The sequence below is a fragment of the Pedobacter lusitanus genome (assembly GCF_040026395.1).
Lineage (GTDB): Bacteria > Bacteroidota > Bacteroidia > Sphingobacteriales > Sphingobacteriaceae > Pedobacter > Pedobacter lusitanus.
Genome location: NZ_CP157278.1, coordinates 5,253,614 through 5,271,257, shown reverse-complemented (window position 1 = coordinate 5,271,257; position 17,644 = coordinate 5,253,614). Strand labels below are relative to the sequence as shown.

The 17,644-nt window shown below is 37.3% G+C and carries 13 protein-coding genes and 1 tRNA gene; 8 read left to right on the top strand and 6 right to left on the bottom strand.

Annotated features, from left to right (window positions below):
- Positions 1-6 precede the first annotated feature (6 nt).
- Positions 7-279: a UBP-type zinc finger domain-containing protein gene (locus tag PL_RS22685; protein WP_041886584.1), complete on the top strand. Its 273-nt coding sequence runs from the start codon at positions 7-9 to the stop codon at positions 277-279.
- A 45-nt stretch (positions 280-324) separates the two neighbouring features.
- On the opposite strand, the gene PL_RS22680 is transcribed toward PL_RS22685, so the two are convergent.
- Positions 325-852, bottom strand: a complete 528-nt coding sequence (locus PL_RS22680) for a DinB family protein (RefSeq protein ID WP_052496599.1) — start codon at positions 850-852, stop codon at positions 325-327.
- A gap of 140 nt (positions 853-992) precedes the next feature.
- Between PL_RS22680 and PL_RS22675 the strand changes: the two genes are divergently transcribed.
- The 4 genes from PL_RS22675 to PL_RS22660 all read left to right on the top strand — a co-directional run bounded on the left by PL_RS22675 (position 993) and on the right by PL_RS22660 (position 8,008).
- Complete coding sequence (locus PL_RS22675) at positions 993-4,043, top strand: SusC/RagA family TonB-linked outer membrane protein (RefSeq protein ID WP_041886582.1); 3,051 nt, start codon at positions 993-995, stop codon at positions 4,041-4,043.
- Positions 4,044-4,055: 12 nt separating this feature from the next.
- Positions 4,056-5,636 carry a SusD/RagB family nutrient-binding outer membrane lipoprotein gene (locus PL_RS22670; protein ID WP_041886581.1) on the top strand — a complete coding sequence of 527 codons (1,581 nt, stop codon included), beginning with the start codon at positions 4,056-4,058 and terminating at the stop codon, positions 5,634-5,636.
- Positions 5,637-5,865: 229 nt separating this feature from the next.
- Positions 5,866-7,245 carry an outer membrane beta-barrel protein gene (locus tag PL_RS22665; protein ID WP_052496598.1) on the top strand — a complete coding sequence of 460 codons (1,380 nt, stop codon included), beginning with the start codon at positions 5,866-5,868 and terminating at the stop codon, positions 7,243-7,245.
- 298 nt (positions 7,246-7,543) lie between these two features.
- Positions 7,544-8,008: an Lrp/AsnC family transcriptional regulator gene (locus tag PL_RS22660; protein WP_041886580.1), complete on the top strand. Its 465-nt coding sequence runs from the start codon at positions 7,544-7,546 to the stop codon at positions 8,006-8,008.
- 23 nt (positions 8,009-8,031) lie between these two features.
- Here PL_RS22660 and PL_RS22655 read toward each other — a convergent pair whose 3' ends face one another.
- Both PL_RS22655 and PL_RS22650 read right to left on the bottom strand, forming a co-directional pair.
- A complete protein-coding gene (locus PL_RS22655) occupies positions 8,032-10,491 on the bottom strand; it encodes an outer membrane beta-barrel family protein (RefSeq protein WP_041886578.1) in 2,460 nt (819 codons plus the stop codon).
- 206 nt (positions 10,492-10,697) lie between these two features.
- Positions 10,698-10,832 (bottom strand): hypothetical protein, encoded by a 135-nt coding sequence (locus tag PL_RS22650; RefSeq protein WP_262496993.1) that lies wholly within the window; start codon positions 10,830-10,832, stop codon positions 10,698-10,700.
- 307 nt (positions 10,833-11,139) lie between these two features.
- On the opposite strand from PL_RS22650, the gene PL_RS22645 reads away from it, so the two are divergent.
- Positions 11,140-12,165, top strand: a complete 1,026-nt coding sequence (locus PL_RS22645; protein WP_041886575.1) for a GntR family transcriptional regulator — start codon at positions 11,140-11,142, stop codon at positions 12,163-12,165.
- A gap of 176 nt (positions 12,166-12,341) precedes the next feature.
- Positions 12,342-12,415: transfer RNA gene (locus PL_RS22640), tRNA-Pro, on the top strand.
- A 67-nt stretch (positions 12,416-12,482) separates the two neighbouring features.
- On the opposite strand, the gene PL_RS22635 is transcribed toward PL_RS22640, so the two are convergent.
- Both PL_RS22635 and PL_RS22630 read right to left on the bottom strand, forming a co-directional pair.
- A complete protein-coding gene (locus tag PL_RS22635) occupies positions 12,483-13,859 on the bottom strand; it encodes a M20/M25/M40 family metallo-hydrolase (RefSeq protein ID WP_087149111.1) in 1,377 nt (458 codons plus the stop codon).
- Between the two features lie 249 nt (positions 13,860-14,108).
- Positions 14,109-14,588, bottom strand: a complete 480-nt coding sequence (locus PL_RS22630; protein ID WP_082036072.1) for an OsmC family protein — start codon at positions 14,586-14,588, stop codon at positions 14,109-14,111.
- 191 nt (positions 14,589-14,779) lie between these two features.
- On the opposite strand from PL_RS22630, the gene PL_RS22625 reads away from it, so the two are divergent.
- Positions 14,780-16,687: a DUF4153 domain-containing protein gene (locus PL_RS22625; RefSeq protein ID WP_348620413.1), complete on the top strand. Its 1,908-nt coding sequence runs from the start codon at positions 14,780-14,782 to the stop codon at positions 16,685-16,687.
- Positions 16,688-16,719: 32 nt separating this feature from the next.
- Here the strand turns inward: PL_RS22625 and PL_RS22620 are convergent, their stop codons facing one another.
- Positions 16,720-17,349, bottom strand: coding sequence for an HTTM domain-containing protein (locus PL_RS22620; RefSeq protein WP_041886797.1), 630 nt, complete (start codon positions 17,347-17,349; stop codon positions 16,720-16,722).
- Between the last annotated feature and the right edge of the window lie 295 nt (positions 17,350-17,644).

The following is a 17,644-nucleotide window of genomic DNA, read 5'->3' as shown; positions in this document are numbered from 1 at the left end:
AAAAAGATGGATGACCAAGAGCTTTGCAGCCACATCACTGCTATTAAAGAAGTAAAATCAAGTAAAGATTATGTATGCGAAGAATGTATCAGACAAAATACGGAATGGATGCATCTGCGCACCTGTCAGACCTGCGGGGTTACACTTTGCTGTGATGATTCACCACAAAAACATATGACCAAACATTATCATCAGACTCAGCATCCCGTCATATCTTCTGCAGAGCCGGGTGAACGCTGGTTATGGTGTTATCCTGATGAAGTATTTATTGAATATTAAGTTTAATCAGAGCCGGCATCAAACGGCCGTGCTCTGATTATCAGCTTATTTACCAAATACATTATAATAATTATAATCAGTCATTGGTGCGTCCGTAAAGCCGAGGTTCCGGCCTATAGTAATAATCTGACCACGATGATAAGTAGTGTGATTAATCACCTGCATCACATAATCAAAATTCTGAAAATCGCACTGAAACCATGGGTTTACTATTAATGTAGTATCCAGCAGCCTGTCATTTCCCATCGTGTTAACCTGATCTGCCAACGCAACTGATCCTTCAAGAAAAGTAGTATAAACATCTTCCAGTGTTTCATCAGTCTTATCAGTGATTTCTTCAGTGCTTTGATTAAGAACAGACAACCAGTACCGCTCGGTAGCTCTCATATGTATCAGGGTAAGTTTTATACTCGAAAAACTTGATGGTACTTCCTGCTGTACAACCTCATCTGCTTTAGTTTTGAGCCAGTTTACTATAGTGGCATTTGCCCAAAGATTATAATTTGCATAATTTTTCATTAAGGCTGTAAGGCCAGATTCTGTAGTTTCCCTGATTGTTTTTTCCTGAGACATTGCTTTTCCTTTTGGTTTACCTAAAGATAAAAACAGCTGATGACAACAGTATGTCAGCAGATTACGGGTAAGAGAAAAAAAATATATTTTTCTTATTTTACAGACATATTAGCTTAATAATCAACCTAAATCAACAAGAAATGAAAAAAAATTTACTCTTAATCCTCATTTCTGTTTTACTCTTTTCCCAGCAGATCACGGCACAGGAAAAAACAGTAAATGGAAAAGTGACCTCGGCAGAAGATGGATTACCTCTGCCCGGAGTTACTGTAAAAATCAAAGGGACATCGGCCGGTGCCATGACTAATACCGATGGAAATTATGCTATCAAAGCTAAAGCCGGACAGGTGCTGGTTTTCTCTTTTATTGGTTCTTTAAGCCAGGAACAGCTTATAGGTACAGCCTCAACCATAAATATTAGTCTCAGACAAGATTCAAAGGGTTTAAATGAAGTTGCTGTTACTGCTTTTGGGGTAAAGCAACAGGTACGAGGCCTGGGTTATGCCACTCAAAATGTAAAGGCCAGGGAGATTGTTGAATCTAACCAGCCGAATATTGTCAATGCCCTTCAGGGAAAAGTTGCCGGGGTACAGATTAATAATTCAAGTGGTGCCCCTGGTTCTTCGGCAAGTATTAATATCAGGGGCGGATCTTCTTTAAGTGGAAACAATCAACCGCTTTTTGTTGTTGATGGTATTCCAATTGACAACAGTACTCCGGTCTCTCAGGGAGGACTGATTGCCAGTGCAGCACCAGCTTCAAACAGGGCAATAGATATCAATCCTGAAGATATTGAAACGATTACAGTACTTAAGGGCCCCGCCGCTGCCGGATTATACGGCTTAAGGGCAGCTTCTGGTGCAATTGTAATTACCACTAAAAAAGGGGTCTCCGGCAAAGGTAAAATCTCTTATTCCAATAATTTTTCTTTTGATCATGTGAATAAATTACCCGAACTCCAATCCACCTACAGACAGGGAGAACAAGGTGTTTCCAATGCTGTAGCAACCGGTTCATGGGGCTCCCTGCTTAATCCGGGAGAAACGATTTACAACAATCTTGGAGATTTCTTTAAAAATGGATTTTCGCAAACACATGATGTTTCAGCAAGTGGTGGTAACGAAAAAACTACCGTTTTTGCTTCTGCCGGTTTACTGGATCAGAAAGGAATTGTAGAAAATACCAGCTATACCCGCAAATCATTCAGACTAAGTGGCGATTCCAGAATTTCAGATAAACTGAAGGTTGGCGGAACCATTAACTATGTAGAATCTAACCGCAAATATGTGCTACAGGGCAGTGGCAGTGGTGTAATGGGAGGAGCATTATGGCCATCAAGTGATAACATGAGCAATTATCTGAATGCTGATGGTAGTCAGAGAACACTTACTGGTATAGACAATCCTTACTGGAGCCGGAATTATAAACCTGTTACGGACAAAGTCAACAGAGTTATTGCTAATGGTAATATCATTTATGATCCTTTTGCTTTCCTTAATATAACTTATCGCTTAGGAACAGATTTCTATAATGAGAAGTTTAAGAGCATCAGAGGAGCCGGAACAATGGTAGCCGGAGAAGAAAAAGGAGCTATTTCTGAAGTGGCTTCAACCAATCAGATCACCACCTCTACGTTGTTAATTACAGGAAAGAAAACTTTCTGGAATGATTTCAATACCAGCCTTACGCTTGGACACAATCTTGAATCGACATCATATGAAGGTGTAACTACCACTGGACTGGGCTTTATAGACCCTACATTTACTTCGTTAAACAATACGTTGCCAAATACCAGGACAAGTATAAATAACATTTCCAGGAGGAGAATAATGGGTGTTTTTGCAGATCTGAATTTAGATTATAAAAATCTTGTCTATCTAAACTTCCGCGGACGCAATGACTGGTCATCTACAGTAAGGAAAGATGCCCGTTCTTTCTTTTATCCTGCAATCAGCACTTCTATTTTATTCTCAGAAGTACTCAAGGAAATGGGTCTTAAATCTGATGACAAAGTCTTTTCATTCGGAAAATTCAGAGCTTCGTGGGCCCGCGTTGGTAAAGACGCACCTCCATACGTACTCGCTACTACCTTAGGTACCACAACCAATAGTTCTACTATAAATCCAAGGGGTTTCATCATCAATTCAGGTGCTTATTATGGAAACCCCCTGCTTCAGCCGGAATTCACAAATTCATTTGAAATTGGTACTGATATCAGGTTTTTCAAAAACAGAATAGGTCTTGATGTAACCTATTATAGTTCAACCTCTGATAATCAAATTCTTGGCACCCGCACTACTCCATCATCCGGAGCATTCCTCGCTTATTTAAATGGTGGATCCATAAACAGCCGTGGAGTTGAAGCTATATTAAATATCCAGCCGGTTATTCAAAAAGATTTCAAATGGTCAGTAGACTTCAATTTCGCCAAAAATAAATCCACTGTGAAATCATTACCGGGAGAACTAGACAGGATAGAGTTATCTGATGCCTGGGTAGCAGCCGGGGGTACAAATGTGGCGCAGGCTGCTGCATTTCTGAATGGCTCTCTGTTTGGCATTAATGGTACAACATGGAAAACCAATAGTGAAGGTAAATTATTACTGGATAACAATGGCGCACCGCAGGTAGCTCCGGCATTAAGTATCATAGGTGATAGAAATCCGGACTTCACTGCTGGTATCACTAATACTTTTACTTATAAAAACCTGTCTTTATCTTTTATGATTGACATCAGACGGGGTGGTGACATTTTTAATAATACAGAGAATACAATGGTCTATTCTGGCACAAGTAAAAAGACGCTGGACAGGGGAACTAAAGTATTTGATGGGATTATAGAGTCTACAGGACTACCTAATACAAAAAGTATAAAATTAGATCAGAACTATTATCAAACATTATATGCCAAACAAGGATATGATTTTGTGGAAGATGGCAGCTGGTATCGTTTACGTTATGCTACTATAAGTTATAACTTCCCAAAAACAATGATTAACAGGATCGGATTATCCAATTTACAGGTTTCTGTAACTGGCCGGAACCTGATTCTGATTACTAAATATTCTGGTGTAGATCCCGAAGTATCAGGCAGCGGAGCAGGGGTTAATGGCTCAGGATCATTCGGTTTCGACAATCTGGGTATTCCGGCAACAAGAGGTTTTGATTTAGGCTTGAGGTTATCATTTTAAATTCTATCGATCATGAAGACATTACATATAAAATTTATTTCAGTTTTAAGCTTTGCTGCTTTAACAATTAATACGTCCTGTAAAAAATATCTGGATGTTAATACAGATCCGAATAATCCTACCTCAGTTTCTGCTGCAAACCGTTTGGTAGGTGCAATTACAACTACCAGTGGTGCTTCCATGTGGCGCGGATCAAGAGAGATTGCCGGACTGGTACAGTATGGCACTACCCAGCTTAATACAGGCACCAACAGAAATGCGGAACAATGGCGATATACGGCTTCTTATTTTTTCTGGCAAAATGCCTATGTATATACAATGCCAAATTGTGTAGACCTCATCAACCTTGGTGAGTCTGAAGGCAATCCTCATTTTACCGGCGCAGGTAAAACACTGCTTGCCCTGAATCTGGGCATGTTAACTGACCAGTATGGATCTATCGTAGTGGATGACTTCTACAACGGGGTTTCAGGCATCAACCTCGTCCCTTCATTCAATGATCAGCAAACAGCTTACCAGCGTATTCAAACCTTGCTGGATGAAGCCATCACTGCCTTTGACGGCACCAATAAAACTGCTTCATTAAATTCAAAAAACGGGGATATCATGTATCAGGGTGATGTAAGTAAGTGGAAACGTTTTGCCTACGCCCTGAAAGCCCGTTATCTGAATCATTTAACTAAAAAAACTGCTCTCTATAATCCTGCAAAGATCATTGATGCCTGCGAAAATTCTTTCAACGGAGATGGTATGGATGCACAGTTTGATTATATAGCAGGTGCACTGCAAACTGATGAAAGTCCATGGTCAAGCTGGGGTGGTTTTACCAATACAACTGATCCCCGCTATTTTACATGGAGCCAGTTTTTTGTGAATATGCTAACCAGTTTCCCTGTCACGAACAACATTTATCAGGACCCGCGTATAACAAAAATTATGCTCCCTGCTGCATCTGATGGAAAATACAGAGGACTGAGGTCCGGGGGAGCGCTTGCCGGTGGACAGGGCCTGTTAGCAAACGGATCAAATGGTGATGCAACTAAAACTGCTGTAACTGATTATGGTCCTTTCAGTAAAAGCGGTTACTATACCAATACAACTTCTCCATTCCCTTTTATTACTTATTCGGAAGTAAAACTAATCGAAGCTGAAGCCAAATTACGTTCTGGTAATGTAGCTGGTGCACTGACCGATTATGAATCAGGCGTTAAAGCAAATATGAGAAAACTCGGGGTAACTGCAACGGACATTAATTCTTACTGGACTGCACAGCTTGCTGACGGTCTTGCCCTGCACTTTTCTAATCTAACGCAGGGTCTGAGTCATATTTTTCGCCAGAAATACATTACTCAGTGCTTAAATAATGAGACATGGGTAGATATGCGCAGAATGGATTACAGTAAAGATATATATGGGCCCAGTCTTAAAAAACCACTTAACATTAATACAACTATCTTCTCTTCAAATGATAGTGATCCATGGATTCAGGCTATGGTTTATGAAACCAATGAAGCAACAAGAAATCCAAAAAATGTGGGTGATAATTCTGAGAAAACAAGATTATTAACGCCTGTCTGGTGGAATATGCCATAACAAATCACTGATTATCAGCACAAGTTCTGCTCTCAACAGAATTTGTGCTGATTTTTTTCAAATCATACTATTTCAATAATCAGGCCTTCCAAAATGAAATGATTTTCACGGATCATTTTTTCAAATGAAACCCATTACAGACTAATAAACAGCCTTTTACATTTCAATCATTGCTTTTGGTATAAGTGTTGTCCCGGCGCACGGCATAAACAATACACCAAAAATTAAAATGAAAAAAAGACTATTTATCTGTAAAGTATTCATTGCACTGATACTTTCTCATGCTGGTTTCAGCACCAGGGCACAAGAAGTAAAAAAAGATTCGGTCAAGACAAAGATTCCTTTTGAAAATTATGATCTTACCTGGATTAACGGACAAAACAGACAATCCGATTTCCCGCTGACATTAAAAGATAAATCCGGCCAGACCATATTGACCGGGGTAGCTTTAGTTGATGGCTATTTCAATTATAATTTTGCCCGTCCAAAAGATAATACACAAACGATATCTGCTTCTATGGGGCGCAGCAATGAATTTTCATTAAATCAGGCAAGCATAGGTATAGAAAGCAATTACAAGAATGTAATTGGCAGATTATGGCTGCAAACCGGAAGTATGCTACATATTGTCCAGGAAACGGACGGTTCTGTAACAAGGGGCAGAAATACCGGAACGGGAAATTTAAAACTAATCAGAGAAGCGGCAGCTGGTTATCATTTTGATGTGAATTATGGCCTTAATGTAGAAATGGGGATTTTTATGTCTTATATCGGTCTCGAAAGTTACGTTTTGCAGGAAAACTGGAGCTATCAGCGTTCTATGGTCTGTGACTTTACCCCCTTCTATTTTCAGGGAGCAAGATTACAATACTTCCCTACTAAAAATTTCAAGACTGAACTCTGGATTTTAAACGGCTGGCAAACGTATAATAGCTGGAGTAAAAATCCCGGTTTGGGCTCGTCAAACTATTATCGTCCGAACGATAATATTCAGCTGGCGGCAAATTTTTATTACGGAACCGACAGCAAAAGCGGGACAAATACCTTATCAAAGGTAAAAAGGTTTCATCATGATGATAGCATGGTTTATCGTTATTACAAAAATAAGGCTGCCAAAGGTTTATCACAAGCTGCATTCAGTATCAACAATCACTATGGTTTTCAATCAGGTGATGGCGTAAAAGCAAAGAACAATTATATGACCGGAAGCGCTTTATCAAGCCGATTATGGTTTGCTCAGAATAAGATTGGCTGGACAGTAAGAGGTGATTTTGTAAGCAATCCTGGTGCTTATCTGGCCTTTAATCCAGCAGCTACCGTATCAGATAACAATGGAAATGTAGTCCTTAATGATTATGATAATGCACTCGCAGCTGGAAATAATCTAAAAATTACACAGCTTACTTCTACATTGGATTATATGCCAAATGATTTCATGACTTTCAGACTGGAATATGGCTACAGAAAATCCAATGTTCCTTATTTTGCGGGCCCGGGTGGAACAACATCACAAACTGGTTTTAGCAATGATTCTATTGATCCAACCTGGAAACCAGATTTAAGAAAACAGGAAAACAGACTTACGCTTGCGGTTAACTTCAGATTATAAGAATCTGATTAATTTCCTGTCAAAAGCCTGGTGGGTTTTATCCTGATCAGTTATAAATACCTTAAACGAGTTGCAGCGCATAATGCAGAAAAATTCCGGTTATTAAATTATGATCAGAGGGGAAGTTTAAGGTATTAAAAATCGTTTTATCAACTCATTGCTTATACAGAGCAATACACTATCCTATTCTACATCATATTTTTTGTATCAGTTATTTCCCATTCAATCACGAAATACTTTATATTTGGCTTATCATCAACCTGCTAATAATATTACACTAAGCCAAATAATCTGACATATGAGTTCGCATTTAGATCCTACTGATTTGGGAATATTAAATCTTCTGCAGGAAAATGGAAGACTAACCAATAAAGAACTTGCGCATCATCTCAACAGAACAATTTCTCCGATTTTTGACCGGAGAAAACGACTGGAAGAAATGGGATATATCAAAAAATATGTTGCTGTACTGGACAGGGAGAAAATAACTACCTCCCTGATTGCATTTCCTCAGATTGCTCTGACCAGTCATAGTGAAGATGCATTAGCTTCATTTCAGAAAACTGTCATCTCGTACCCCGAGATTCTGGAATGTTATCATATTACAGGAAAATATGATTTTATGTTAAAGATCATCATTCCAGATATGCATGCTTATAATGCTTTTCTACGTCAGAAAATTGCTCCGCTTGATCATGTTGGTAATGTACATAGCTCACTGGTCATTTCGCAGGCAAAGGCTGAAATTGGATTACCATTATAATTTAAAGGAGAATAGCTATGAGCCTATCCTCCTGATTTAACACGATTTTCTTCTTCTGAACTGCCTTTTGAACGCTGACGGGCACCTTTAATTGCTGTACTACCAAATCTGTAACTACAGGTCAAACGGAAAACTCTGGTTTCACTTTTTTCATTTACAGAATAGATCTGCGATGGGATAGCACTGGTAATTCTGAATTTTTGCAAGTTAAAAACGTCATTGGCAGCTAATTTTATATTCAGCTTTTTTTCCATAAATGATTTACTGATCCCCAAATCGATACCATATATAGGTTTGACCGATAGGGTTCCGTCTACCTGGGCAGAGCGATAAAAACCAGAAAGTTCAAAATTAGTTGTACTGTTTAATGTGATAGTTTGATTACTATTAAAATTGAATGCCGTTTTTCCTCCTTTATAAGGTACGCCAAGAAGATTTGGTGTACTGAATTCATTATAAAAAATTGTAAGATTATTATTGGTAGTCCACCATTTAAACAAAGTTAAAGGCGAATTGATATTCAAACTATACGATTTTTTCTGTGCAAGATTCTGAGAGGATATAAACAGCGTTTTCTTTATCGTATCGGAAACGAGCACTCTTGAGATCGCATCGTTGGTATGACTATATCCAAGCGTTGCATTTATTGTTTTTTTATAAGAATAAGAGACTTCAAACGAATTCGTATATTGGGGATTCAAAAATGGATTTCCCATGCTGTAGGTATAAAGATCTACGAAATATACAAAAGGGTTTAAATCTTCATAATCCGGACGATCAATTCTTCTGCTGTAAGAGAATCCAACCTCATGATTTTTTGAAAGGACACGATTTACAAAAATACTAGGAAACAGATCAAAATAATGACGGTTAGAAACCTGTTGTTTAGGTACCGAGTTTCCTTTAGAATTAGTTTGTTCTGCCCTTAAACCTAACTGCACAGTCAAACCTGTAAATTCACGGTTCAGATTAATATAACCTGCATTTATATTTTCATCATAAATAAAGTGATCACTGCGGGTCAGATCGCTCTGCCAGTTATTGTTCAGGAAATTTTCAAAAGAAGAAACGTTATCCGTACTGACTTTACTACTTTTCAGTCCGGTCTCCAGTTTCATTTTTTTACTCAGAGGCAGAGTATAATCAACTTTTGCTGCCAGTATCTTCACCAATGATGGTGTCCTGTTTTTAAATATATAGGGCGCTCTGGATGGCTGACCATCAGCGTTCAGATAGATATTATTGTATTCTGAATTTTGCAGTCCGCTATATCTGGAATAATCAGCATCAGCCGAAATTTCCTGACCGGCAGTATCTAGAACTCCTTTATAATTCATGTTATATGTTATACCTGAATACTTATACTGATTGGGATTACTAGCCATAACTGATGAATCTGTTTTCAATGGCTGACTCCCTATCAATGTTAAAACCTTTGTGTCATTGTTATTTCCTGTACTTCTGTATCCATTTACTGCTACACCGATAGTATTTTTATCATTGATAAAATAATCAACACCTGCTTTATAATTATAATTTTCTCTGAGGCCTATCTGGGAGCTGGTCTGTCTGAAGAAGGTCTGATCGGTAGCTGTATTATTTACCCGGTCAATATTCAGATCATGAAACCTTTTATTTTTCCCATAGTTAAGTTCTCCAAATGCATTGAATTTTTTCTCCCTGTGATTAAGCGACAATCCTCCATTGGTTTTATAATATCTGCCATACCCAGCCCCGGCAGTTACTGAGCCATTTGTACCATAATTTCTGTTTTTCTTCAGTTTAATATTAATAATTCCTGAGTTTCCGGCTGCATCATACTTAGCCGATGGGTTGGTGATCAATTCAATGGACTGTATGGCATTTCCTTCCGTAGAGCGCAACAGATTAGCCAATTGTTCATTGGAAAGATAAGTGGGTTTTCCATCCAGCATGACAGTTACACCAGCTTTGCCTCTAAGGCTAACATTTCCATCTTTATCTACACTCACGCCAGGGGCTTTTTCCAGGATTTCCAAAGCAGTATTACCTGCTGCTAAAACACTGTTTTCTACGTTGAGTACCGTCTTATCAATTTGTCTTTCTATCAAAGGTTTACGGGCAACAATACTGACACTATTAAGTTGTTTAGAGGTTGGCACCAGTTCTACATTATCTATGTTATAGATTTGATGTGACGCATTGATAGCATATGGTCCCTTGAAAACCCTCGCATAACCAATCATATTAAAAGCAACAAGATATTGTCCCTCCGGCAAGCGTTCAAAAAGATAACTTCCATTATCGTCTGTAATGGAACCCTTGATTAGTGTTGAATCTTTTGCGGCTAACAGACTAACAGATACATAAGATTGATTAATATGTTTTTCATCCAGAACTTTGCCACTAAGTTTACCGGCATTATTACTGATTTGTGCACTTGCTGCTGAAATTGTAAAAAGGCTAAACACGCAAGCCAGAATGCGGATGGTTAGTTTTTTCATCTTTGAAAGGATATGTCTTTAAGATGACTTAGCTGGTAAAAGGTTACAGCAGCACTTGAAAAATTAAAAAAGCGACACGCTATATCCCGGCCATTTTTCTCTTAAAAAAAATACCGCAATATAACATATCGCTCTTTTTTATATCATCCAATGGGTTTTACACCCTGGATATCATGTTTAATTATTTTGTTGACCTTGGCCATAAATTAATATCCTCTGTACCAGTAACCACCGTGATAATGTCTTCTATGATATCTGTACTCACCCCGATCCTGTACAATACAGGAACTTAATAACGACACTACTGCTGTCAGTAGCATTAGATTTCTAAATGTTTTCATGTCTGTGTGTTTTAATTGATTTTTAACCTGTTTTTTTTAACCTATATCCTTAAGACATAAAGACCACATGAAGGATTAATCATAAAAAATGTTTGAACCGGAAAGAAGCTTCTTCATCCTGACAAGTCAATAAGCTCACTGCAAAACACATACGGACGAGTATAACCTATTGATAATTTTAAATACGCTATAAAAACTCTTATAACTATAGAGAGTTATAAGTCTTCCGTGAGCAAATTTATTTTCTAAATTTCTGAGTCGGGTGGTATTTCTTTAGATTGTATCTACAAAAGAATCGTCATTAAATATGAACAACATCCTGAAAATTGCAAAGATTGATGCGTACTCTATTACACCTAAGTATTTGCAACTGATCAATTCAATCCTCCAGGGTATCCAGTCCGGACAGATAAGAAAGAATGATGTACTCCCATCAATTAATGAGTTTAGCTATGCACTGGAAACCGCTAGAAGCACTATAGAAAGGGCTTATAATGAGCTGAAAAGAATGGGATTGGTACAGTCTGTTGCCGGTAAAGGTTTTTTTATTGTCCATACACAATTTCAAAGACCGGTAAAAGTATTACTACTTTTTAATAAGCTCAGTATACATAAAAAGATTATCTATGATGCTTTTGCTTCGACCCTTGGAAACGAAGCTGCCATTGATTTTTATATCTATAACAACGATTTTAATGTTTTTAAAAATCTGCTTCAGGAAAAAATTGATCACTATGCAAAATGTGTAATTATCCCACATTTCTATGAAAACAGAGAGATGGGATATAAACTCATTAATACTATAGCCAAAGAAAAGCTGATTTTAATGGACAAGCTTGCCGAAGGCGTAACTGGAGAATTCGGAGCAGTATATGAAAACTTTGAAGAGGATATCTATTCTGCATTGGAACAATTGAGAGAAAGATTATCCGGATACCGTATGCTCAGACTGATTTTCCCTCAAAATACTTACTACTCAAAGAAAATTTTACTCGGGTTTCTCCGTTTTTGTCAAAAAAATAATTTCAAAAATGAGGTAATCAGTAGTCTTGATCACCATAAGATTGAACCCGGATCTGTTTATATCAATCTTGCCGAAGACGATCTGGTAATTTTGATAGAGAAAATCATTGAAGGAAATTTCAAGGTTGGAAAAGATATCGGGGTAATCAGTTATAATGAAACCCCAATTAAAAAAATTATACTGGATGGAATCACAACAATCTCCACTGATTTTAAAATGATGGGGGAAAAAGCTGCCGAATTACTGCTTGACAATTCAACAGAACGTATACAAATTCCATTTAGAGTTACTTTGAGGAATTCCATATAAAGCATTAACAAACAAATAATGAAGGCCTTACTATAAGAACAAAAAATTGAGAGTTTTATTTTTTCAAAATTTCTTCATAAAAATGAAAAATAAATTTGCTCACTAAATATATTATTGTACTTTTGCAATCCCAACAACAAAGAAGGTTATTTATAACATGAGATGTTGATCAAGTTCGGGGTGTAGCGTAGCCCGGTATCGCGCCTGCTTTGGGAGCAGGAGGTCGTAGGTTCGAATCCTGCCACCCCGACTTAAAAAAAGCCATCAGATTAATCTGATGGCTTTTTTTTGTTCAAGATAATTTGTTCGACAAAAAGCTACAGGCCATGCTGATCTATTAAATACACCAGAGTTGCCATTCCCGCTGCCCCCAGCTCAAGTTCACGTTTGTTTACATTTTCAAAAACATCATTTGAAGAATGATGGACATCAAAATATCTTTGTGAATCAGGTCTGAAACCAATCAGAACAACCCCTGGACGCTTATCCTTCAACGGCCCTATATCAGTACCTGAATGACCGGCTATCAGTCTGTCAATTTCATAAGGCTCCAATAAAGGCTTCCATCGAGCACTAAGTTTCTTCATCAAATCATTTGACACATCCTCAAAGCTGAAACCACGTGGAGTAAAACCTCCAGCATCTGTTTCAATTGCTGCTATATGCTCTTCTTTATTCTGAGCAGCAAGCTCAGCATACTTCTTTCCTCCTCTGTTCCCATTTTCTTCGTTCATAAAAAACACGGCACGAACAGAATTTTTAGGGCGGTAACTCATAGCCTTGAATATACGAAGTACCTCTGCCGATTGTAAAACACCCGTACCATCATCATGTGCTCCTTCGGCCAGATCCCACGAATCCAAATGCCCTCCAACTGTAATGAATTTATCGGGATGCTCAATTCCGGTTAATTCACCAATAACGTTATATGATACCACATCAGGAAGCATTTGACAAGCCTGCTTAAAATAGAATTTAACCAGGGGCAGTTTACGCATTTTCAGCATAGCACTTAACTTATCAGCACCCTTAGTTGATATAGCTGCAGCTGGTATATTTTTACCGTCCTTATCAAATAATGTAGCACCAGTATGCGGATAATCATCAAGATTTCCAGTCAACGAGCGAACAATCACACCAACAGCACCATATTTAGCAGCTATTGACGGCCCCATAAAACGCTGATCTCCTGATGCTCCATATGCTTCACCAGTATTAACCATTCTTTCGTCAAACGGACGGTTAAAAAAAACTATTTTACCTTTTATAACTTTCTCACCAAGCTCTTCTACTTCTTTAATACTGTGCACTTCAATAATATTTGCCGTAAGCCCTTCTTTAGGCGTAGCAACACTCATTCCTAATGCAGCTATAGGCACTGAAATACGATTTTTCCCGTCTATGATAAAAGCGGTTTCCTTTGCGCCTCTTACCCAGTGCGGTACCATAACCTCCTGCAGATAGACTTTATCAAAACCGTAGCTCTCCATCAGCTTCTTACTCCATATCACAGATTTCCCGGCATTATCAGAGCCACTTAAACGCGGGCCAATTTCCTTGCAGAGATAACGCAGATTTTCATAACATTTACCATTAACCAGAGCTTCATCATAAATTTTGCGTATGGTCAGTGAGTCCTGAGCATACAGCTGATTTGCGAACAGCAGAACAGGGAGAATTAATTTTAATTTCATCAGATTATTTATTTTAAACTCTTATTGATAAAAATGGATAAACTACAGCTATTAGCTTGTTTTTTTTATTTGCGTTACCGGAAATTTAGCAAGTAAAAAAGATTTTATCTCAACTACCCATTTCTGTTTTGTTCTGTCATTCCTCAATTCAATGCTTCCCTCTGGGATTTCTACCATCTGGCCGGTAATAATTGAAGAAATATCTTTTCTTTTAATCACGTCTTTATTCAATATTTATTTCATTCTTTACTAGCGTTTAGGCTCAACAATACACTTAGGAAGGTGTTTAATTGGAAAATTGCATGAATTTGCAATAAAGCACATTTTACGCGCCTCCGCATGTAAGCTAATTGCTTTTTCATGCTTTGCTTCATCAATTATCAGAACTACAGGTTGTAAGATGACCTCTGTAAATTGTCCACTTCCATCTGCATTCTCAGTCATTATCCCTATTGCTTCATCCGTATAGTCCATAACTATAATATCATTTTGAGAACATAGGTGAAGATACCAGAGCATATGACAGGATGATATAGAAGAAACCAGCAAATCCTCAGGATTATGTTTGGTTTTATCCCCTAGAAAAGCAGAATCGGAGGAACCCAGTATATCAGTCTTCTGGTCTATAGAAACTATAAAATCTCTATCATATGACCTGTAATCCATCGTTCCTGAACCTTTATTTCCTGCCCATACAAGGGTTGTCTTATATTGATGTGTTTTAGCCATAAATGATCCTTTTATATTCAATAAATCCAATTTAAACATTCTTATTTAGTTACAAAATAATTCTTGGTTTATTCTATCAGCAGAGTAACTTATTAGTTAAATTATCTCTTTTGTACGGCTTTTGATCACACAAACAGAAATACGAAAGAGTCTCTCCGATTTTAAATACCTTTGATAAAATACTTCAACCTATGATATTCCCTTCTCTTAAAAACTTAAGACAAAATATTGCAGCAACATTCAAACGCTTCCCTTTTGAAATGCTGTTCGCATTCACAGGAACTATAGCGTCAATTGCTTACATAGAACTGAATAATCTTAATTATTTAAAAGAGAGTTGGTGCATCAGGGTACTAATGACTTCAAGCCTGGGCCTGGTGATCAGTCTGGCTACTACTTTATTTTGTGAAAGTAAAGGTTTCAGGAAATCACAACTCTTACTTTTTAAACTGATCGCAGCCTGTTTGGCCATATCTCTTATTTTCATCCTTAACCCACTGGTAAACAGTGCCGATTATATCAGATTTTTCTTACTGGCACTTGCAGGACATTTACTCGTTGCTTTCTCTGCATTCATTAAGCAGGATTCTATACAAGGTTTCTGGCAATTCAATAAGACACTGTTTCTGAATTTTTTAACCAGTGCATTTTACAGTGCTGTACTTTTCGCAGGGATTGCTGCTGCAATAGGTGCGATGAACCTTTTATTTAGTGTTGATTTTAAATCAGATACTTTTGCTATTCTCTGGGTTTGTATAACGGGTCTCTTTAATACGTTATTTTTCCTCGCTGGTGTTCCCAACGATTTCCCAAAGCTAAATCAGGATTTCAACTATCCAAAAGGACTAAAGATTTTCACTCAATATGTGTTGATCCCACTCGCAACTTTATATGTTGTGATCCTCCTGGCCTACGAAATTAAAATATTAATTCAATGGAGGTTACCAAAAGGACTGGTATCCAACTTAATTCTTGGTTATGCTGTTTTCGGTATACTTTCTTTATTACTTATTTTTCCAATACGCGAACAGGCAGAAAACAAGTGGATCAAAACTTTTGCCCGTACTTTTTATTTTCTGATGCTACCACTCCTGACCCTGTTATTCATAGCAGTAGGCACAAGAATATTCCTTTACGGTATTACTGAACCCCGTTACTTCCTGATACTTCTTGCATTCTGGCTGTTATTTATTACTATTTATTTTTTAGTATCAAAAAAACAAAATATAAAAGTAATTCCGATCTCTCTGTGTCTGGTTACCATATTGTCAGTATATGGCCCTCAAAGTGCTTTCTCAGTTTCAAGGTATGCTCAAAAAACTATCCTTATTGATATTTTCAAAAGAAACCACGCCTACCAGAATAATCAGCTTTTAAGAATTAATAAAACATCAAAAGAAGACGGCAACAGAGCTGTTGCGACCATAGATTATCTTATCAATCATAATGATTTAACTATTTTCCAGCCTTATATAACTCAGGATCTTAAAGCTGTAAGTGATTCTTTAAGTAAACTCAAGGATGCCTATGGTCATACCATGAATACAAAATATGAAATAAGCAATCAGAGAATAAATTGGCTGGTTACCTATTTCGGGCTGAAGAAATTTTCGGGATACCGCTATCCTCCAGGCTCAATAAATGAAGATGAAACTCAGTTTTATGATTTTAATATTAGACAGTCAGAAGTCGTGGAAGTAATTGGATATGATTTCATTATTGATCAGACCAATATAAATTACAGTGATGTTCGTGGTCATTATGTGGTAGGTAAAACCCTGATCGAAACCAATACCGGGGAAGAAGGTATTTTACAGATCACTCTTGATCATGAAACAATCTTATTTAACCTTAAAGAACTGATGTCAAATGTATTCAAAGATGAATCCAGGTTAAAACCTTATATAAGAAAAACAACAAACGAAGATCCACCCGAATATATTCTTCCTGCCGAAATGCTCAGCTTTACTAAAAAAACGAAGAATTTCAATGTTACGTTCAGGCTAAAGTCAACACGGATATCAGCAGGTAAAGACAGAAAAGCAGAAAAATTAACTTATACAAGCGGTACCTATCTGATTAAAAAAAATCAGAACTAAAACTGCAGGCATGAACGTATTACCGTTGATATTTACAAAGAGGTTGAAGGTAACTGAATTTCGCCAACCCGTTTTAAAATACGGTTACGTCTGTAAAACCTGATATCACTGACCACATCATCGCCAAACGCAAATAAGGAAAGAAAAATCATAATACAAGCAAAATACCACATTCCCATAAGCAGACCAATATTAAAATGCAGACTGATTATTAAAAACAACCAGATTATCCGGATTCCTTTTCGCCACATAAAAAATGCATAGCCCAACTCTATGATCAGGACAACAATTCCCATTAAATGAGGAATAAATGGGAACCCCGCAATCCAATGAAAATCGTAATTTTTAAATATCGGCATCATCAGTGTTCTCCAGATTGCTTCTCCATTAAGCCATTGTTTACCAAAGCATTTTTCTATTCCCGTAGAAAGATAAACGATACATAACTGGATTTGAATAACTCTGATTGATATGCCAGCAGCTACTGACTTCTTTTTTAATTCACTGATTCCGAATCTGGTGTCCAGAGACCACGCTGAATTCAGAGGGAAAAACATGGCATAAAATAATGACAATTGCGTAAAAACATCAACACCATAAATTATTCCATTGCCAGTATTAATAAATGTCAGATGAAGGACAAAACAAACAATAGATGCCATCCTGGTAAAAAGCCCAACAAATAAAAACAAACAGGAACAAAAAAATAATTGCAGGATCAATTTTGTGGCGCTATCTGCTGACATATGAAGGTATTTACCTAAAAACAATGCGAAATCCCCAATATGAGGAAGAAAACTATAATTACTGAACTTGGAAATAGTCCATTGAATTAACCCGTACTGACCATAAAAATTCAGATAATTTGAATAAAGGACAAAAAACTTCCCAAAACAGATCAGGCTCAATCCCGTTCTAAAAAATAACAAGGGATATAACGGTTTCTCTGTTTCAATA

What these genes read in the sequence shown, in the direction of transcription:
- PL_RS22680 (WP_052496599.1), bottom strand. Translation starts at nt 852, where the DNA reads ATGTCTCAGGAAAAAACAATCAGGGAAACTACAGAATCTGGCCTTACA.
- PL_RS22620 (WP_041886797.1), bottom strand. Translation starts at nt 17,349, where the DNA reads ATGGCATCTATTGTTTGTTTTGTCCTTCATCTGACATTTATTAATACT.
- PL_RS22635 (WP_087149111.1), bottom strand. Translation starts at nt 13,859, where the DNA reads ATGAAATTAAAATTAATTCTCCCTGTTCTGCTGTTCGCAAATCAGCTG.
- PL_RS22670 (WP_041886581.1), top strand. Translation starts at nt 4,056, where the DNA reads ATGAAGACATTACATATAAAATTTATTTCAGTTTTAAGCTTTGCTGCT.
- PL_RS22665 (WP_052496598.1), top strand. Translation starts at nt 5,866, where the DNA reads ATGAAAAAAAGACTATTTATCTGTAAAGTATTCATTGCACTGATACTT.
- PL_RS22625 (WP_348620413.1), top strand. Translation starts at nt 14,780, where the DNA reads ATGATATTCCCTTCTCTTAAAAACTTAAGACAAAATATTGCAGCAACA.
- PL_RS22630 (WP_082036072.1), bottom strand. Translation starts at nt 14,588, where the DNA reads ATGGCTAAAACACATCAATATAAGACAACCCTTGTATGGGCAGGAAAT.
- PL_RS22685 (WP_041886584.1), top strand. Translation starts at nt 7, where the DNA reads ATGGATGACCAAGAGCTTTGCAGCCACATCACTGCTATTAAAGAAGTA.
- PL_RS22655 (WP_041886578.1), bottom strand. Translation starts at nt 10,491, where the DNA reads ATGAAAAAACTAACCATCCGCATTCTGGCTTGCGTGTTTAGCCTTTTT.
- PL_RS22660 (WP_041886580.1), top strand. Translation starts at nt 7,544, where the DNA reads ATGAGTTCGCATTTAGATCCTACTGATTTGGGAATATTAAATCTTCTG.
- PL_RS22650 (WP_262496993.1), bottom strand. Translation starts at nt 10,832, where the DNA reads ATGAAAACATTTAGAAATCTAATGCTACTGACAGCAGTAGTGTCGTTA.
- PL_RS22675 (WP_041886582.1), top strand. Translation starts at nt 993, where the DNA reads ATGAAAAAAAATTTACTCTTAATCCTCATTTCTGTTTTACTCTTTTCC.
- PL_RS22645 (WP_041886575.1), top strand. Translation starts at nt 11,140, where the DNA reads ATGAACAACATCCTGAAAATTGCAAAGATTGATGCGTACTCTATTACA.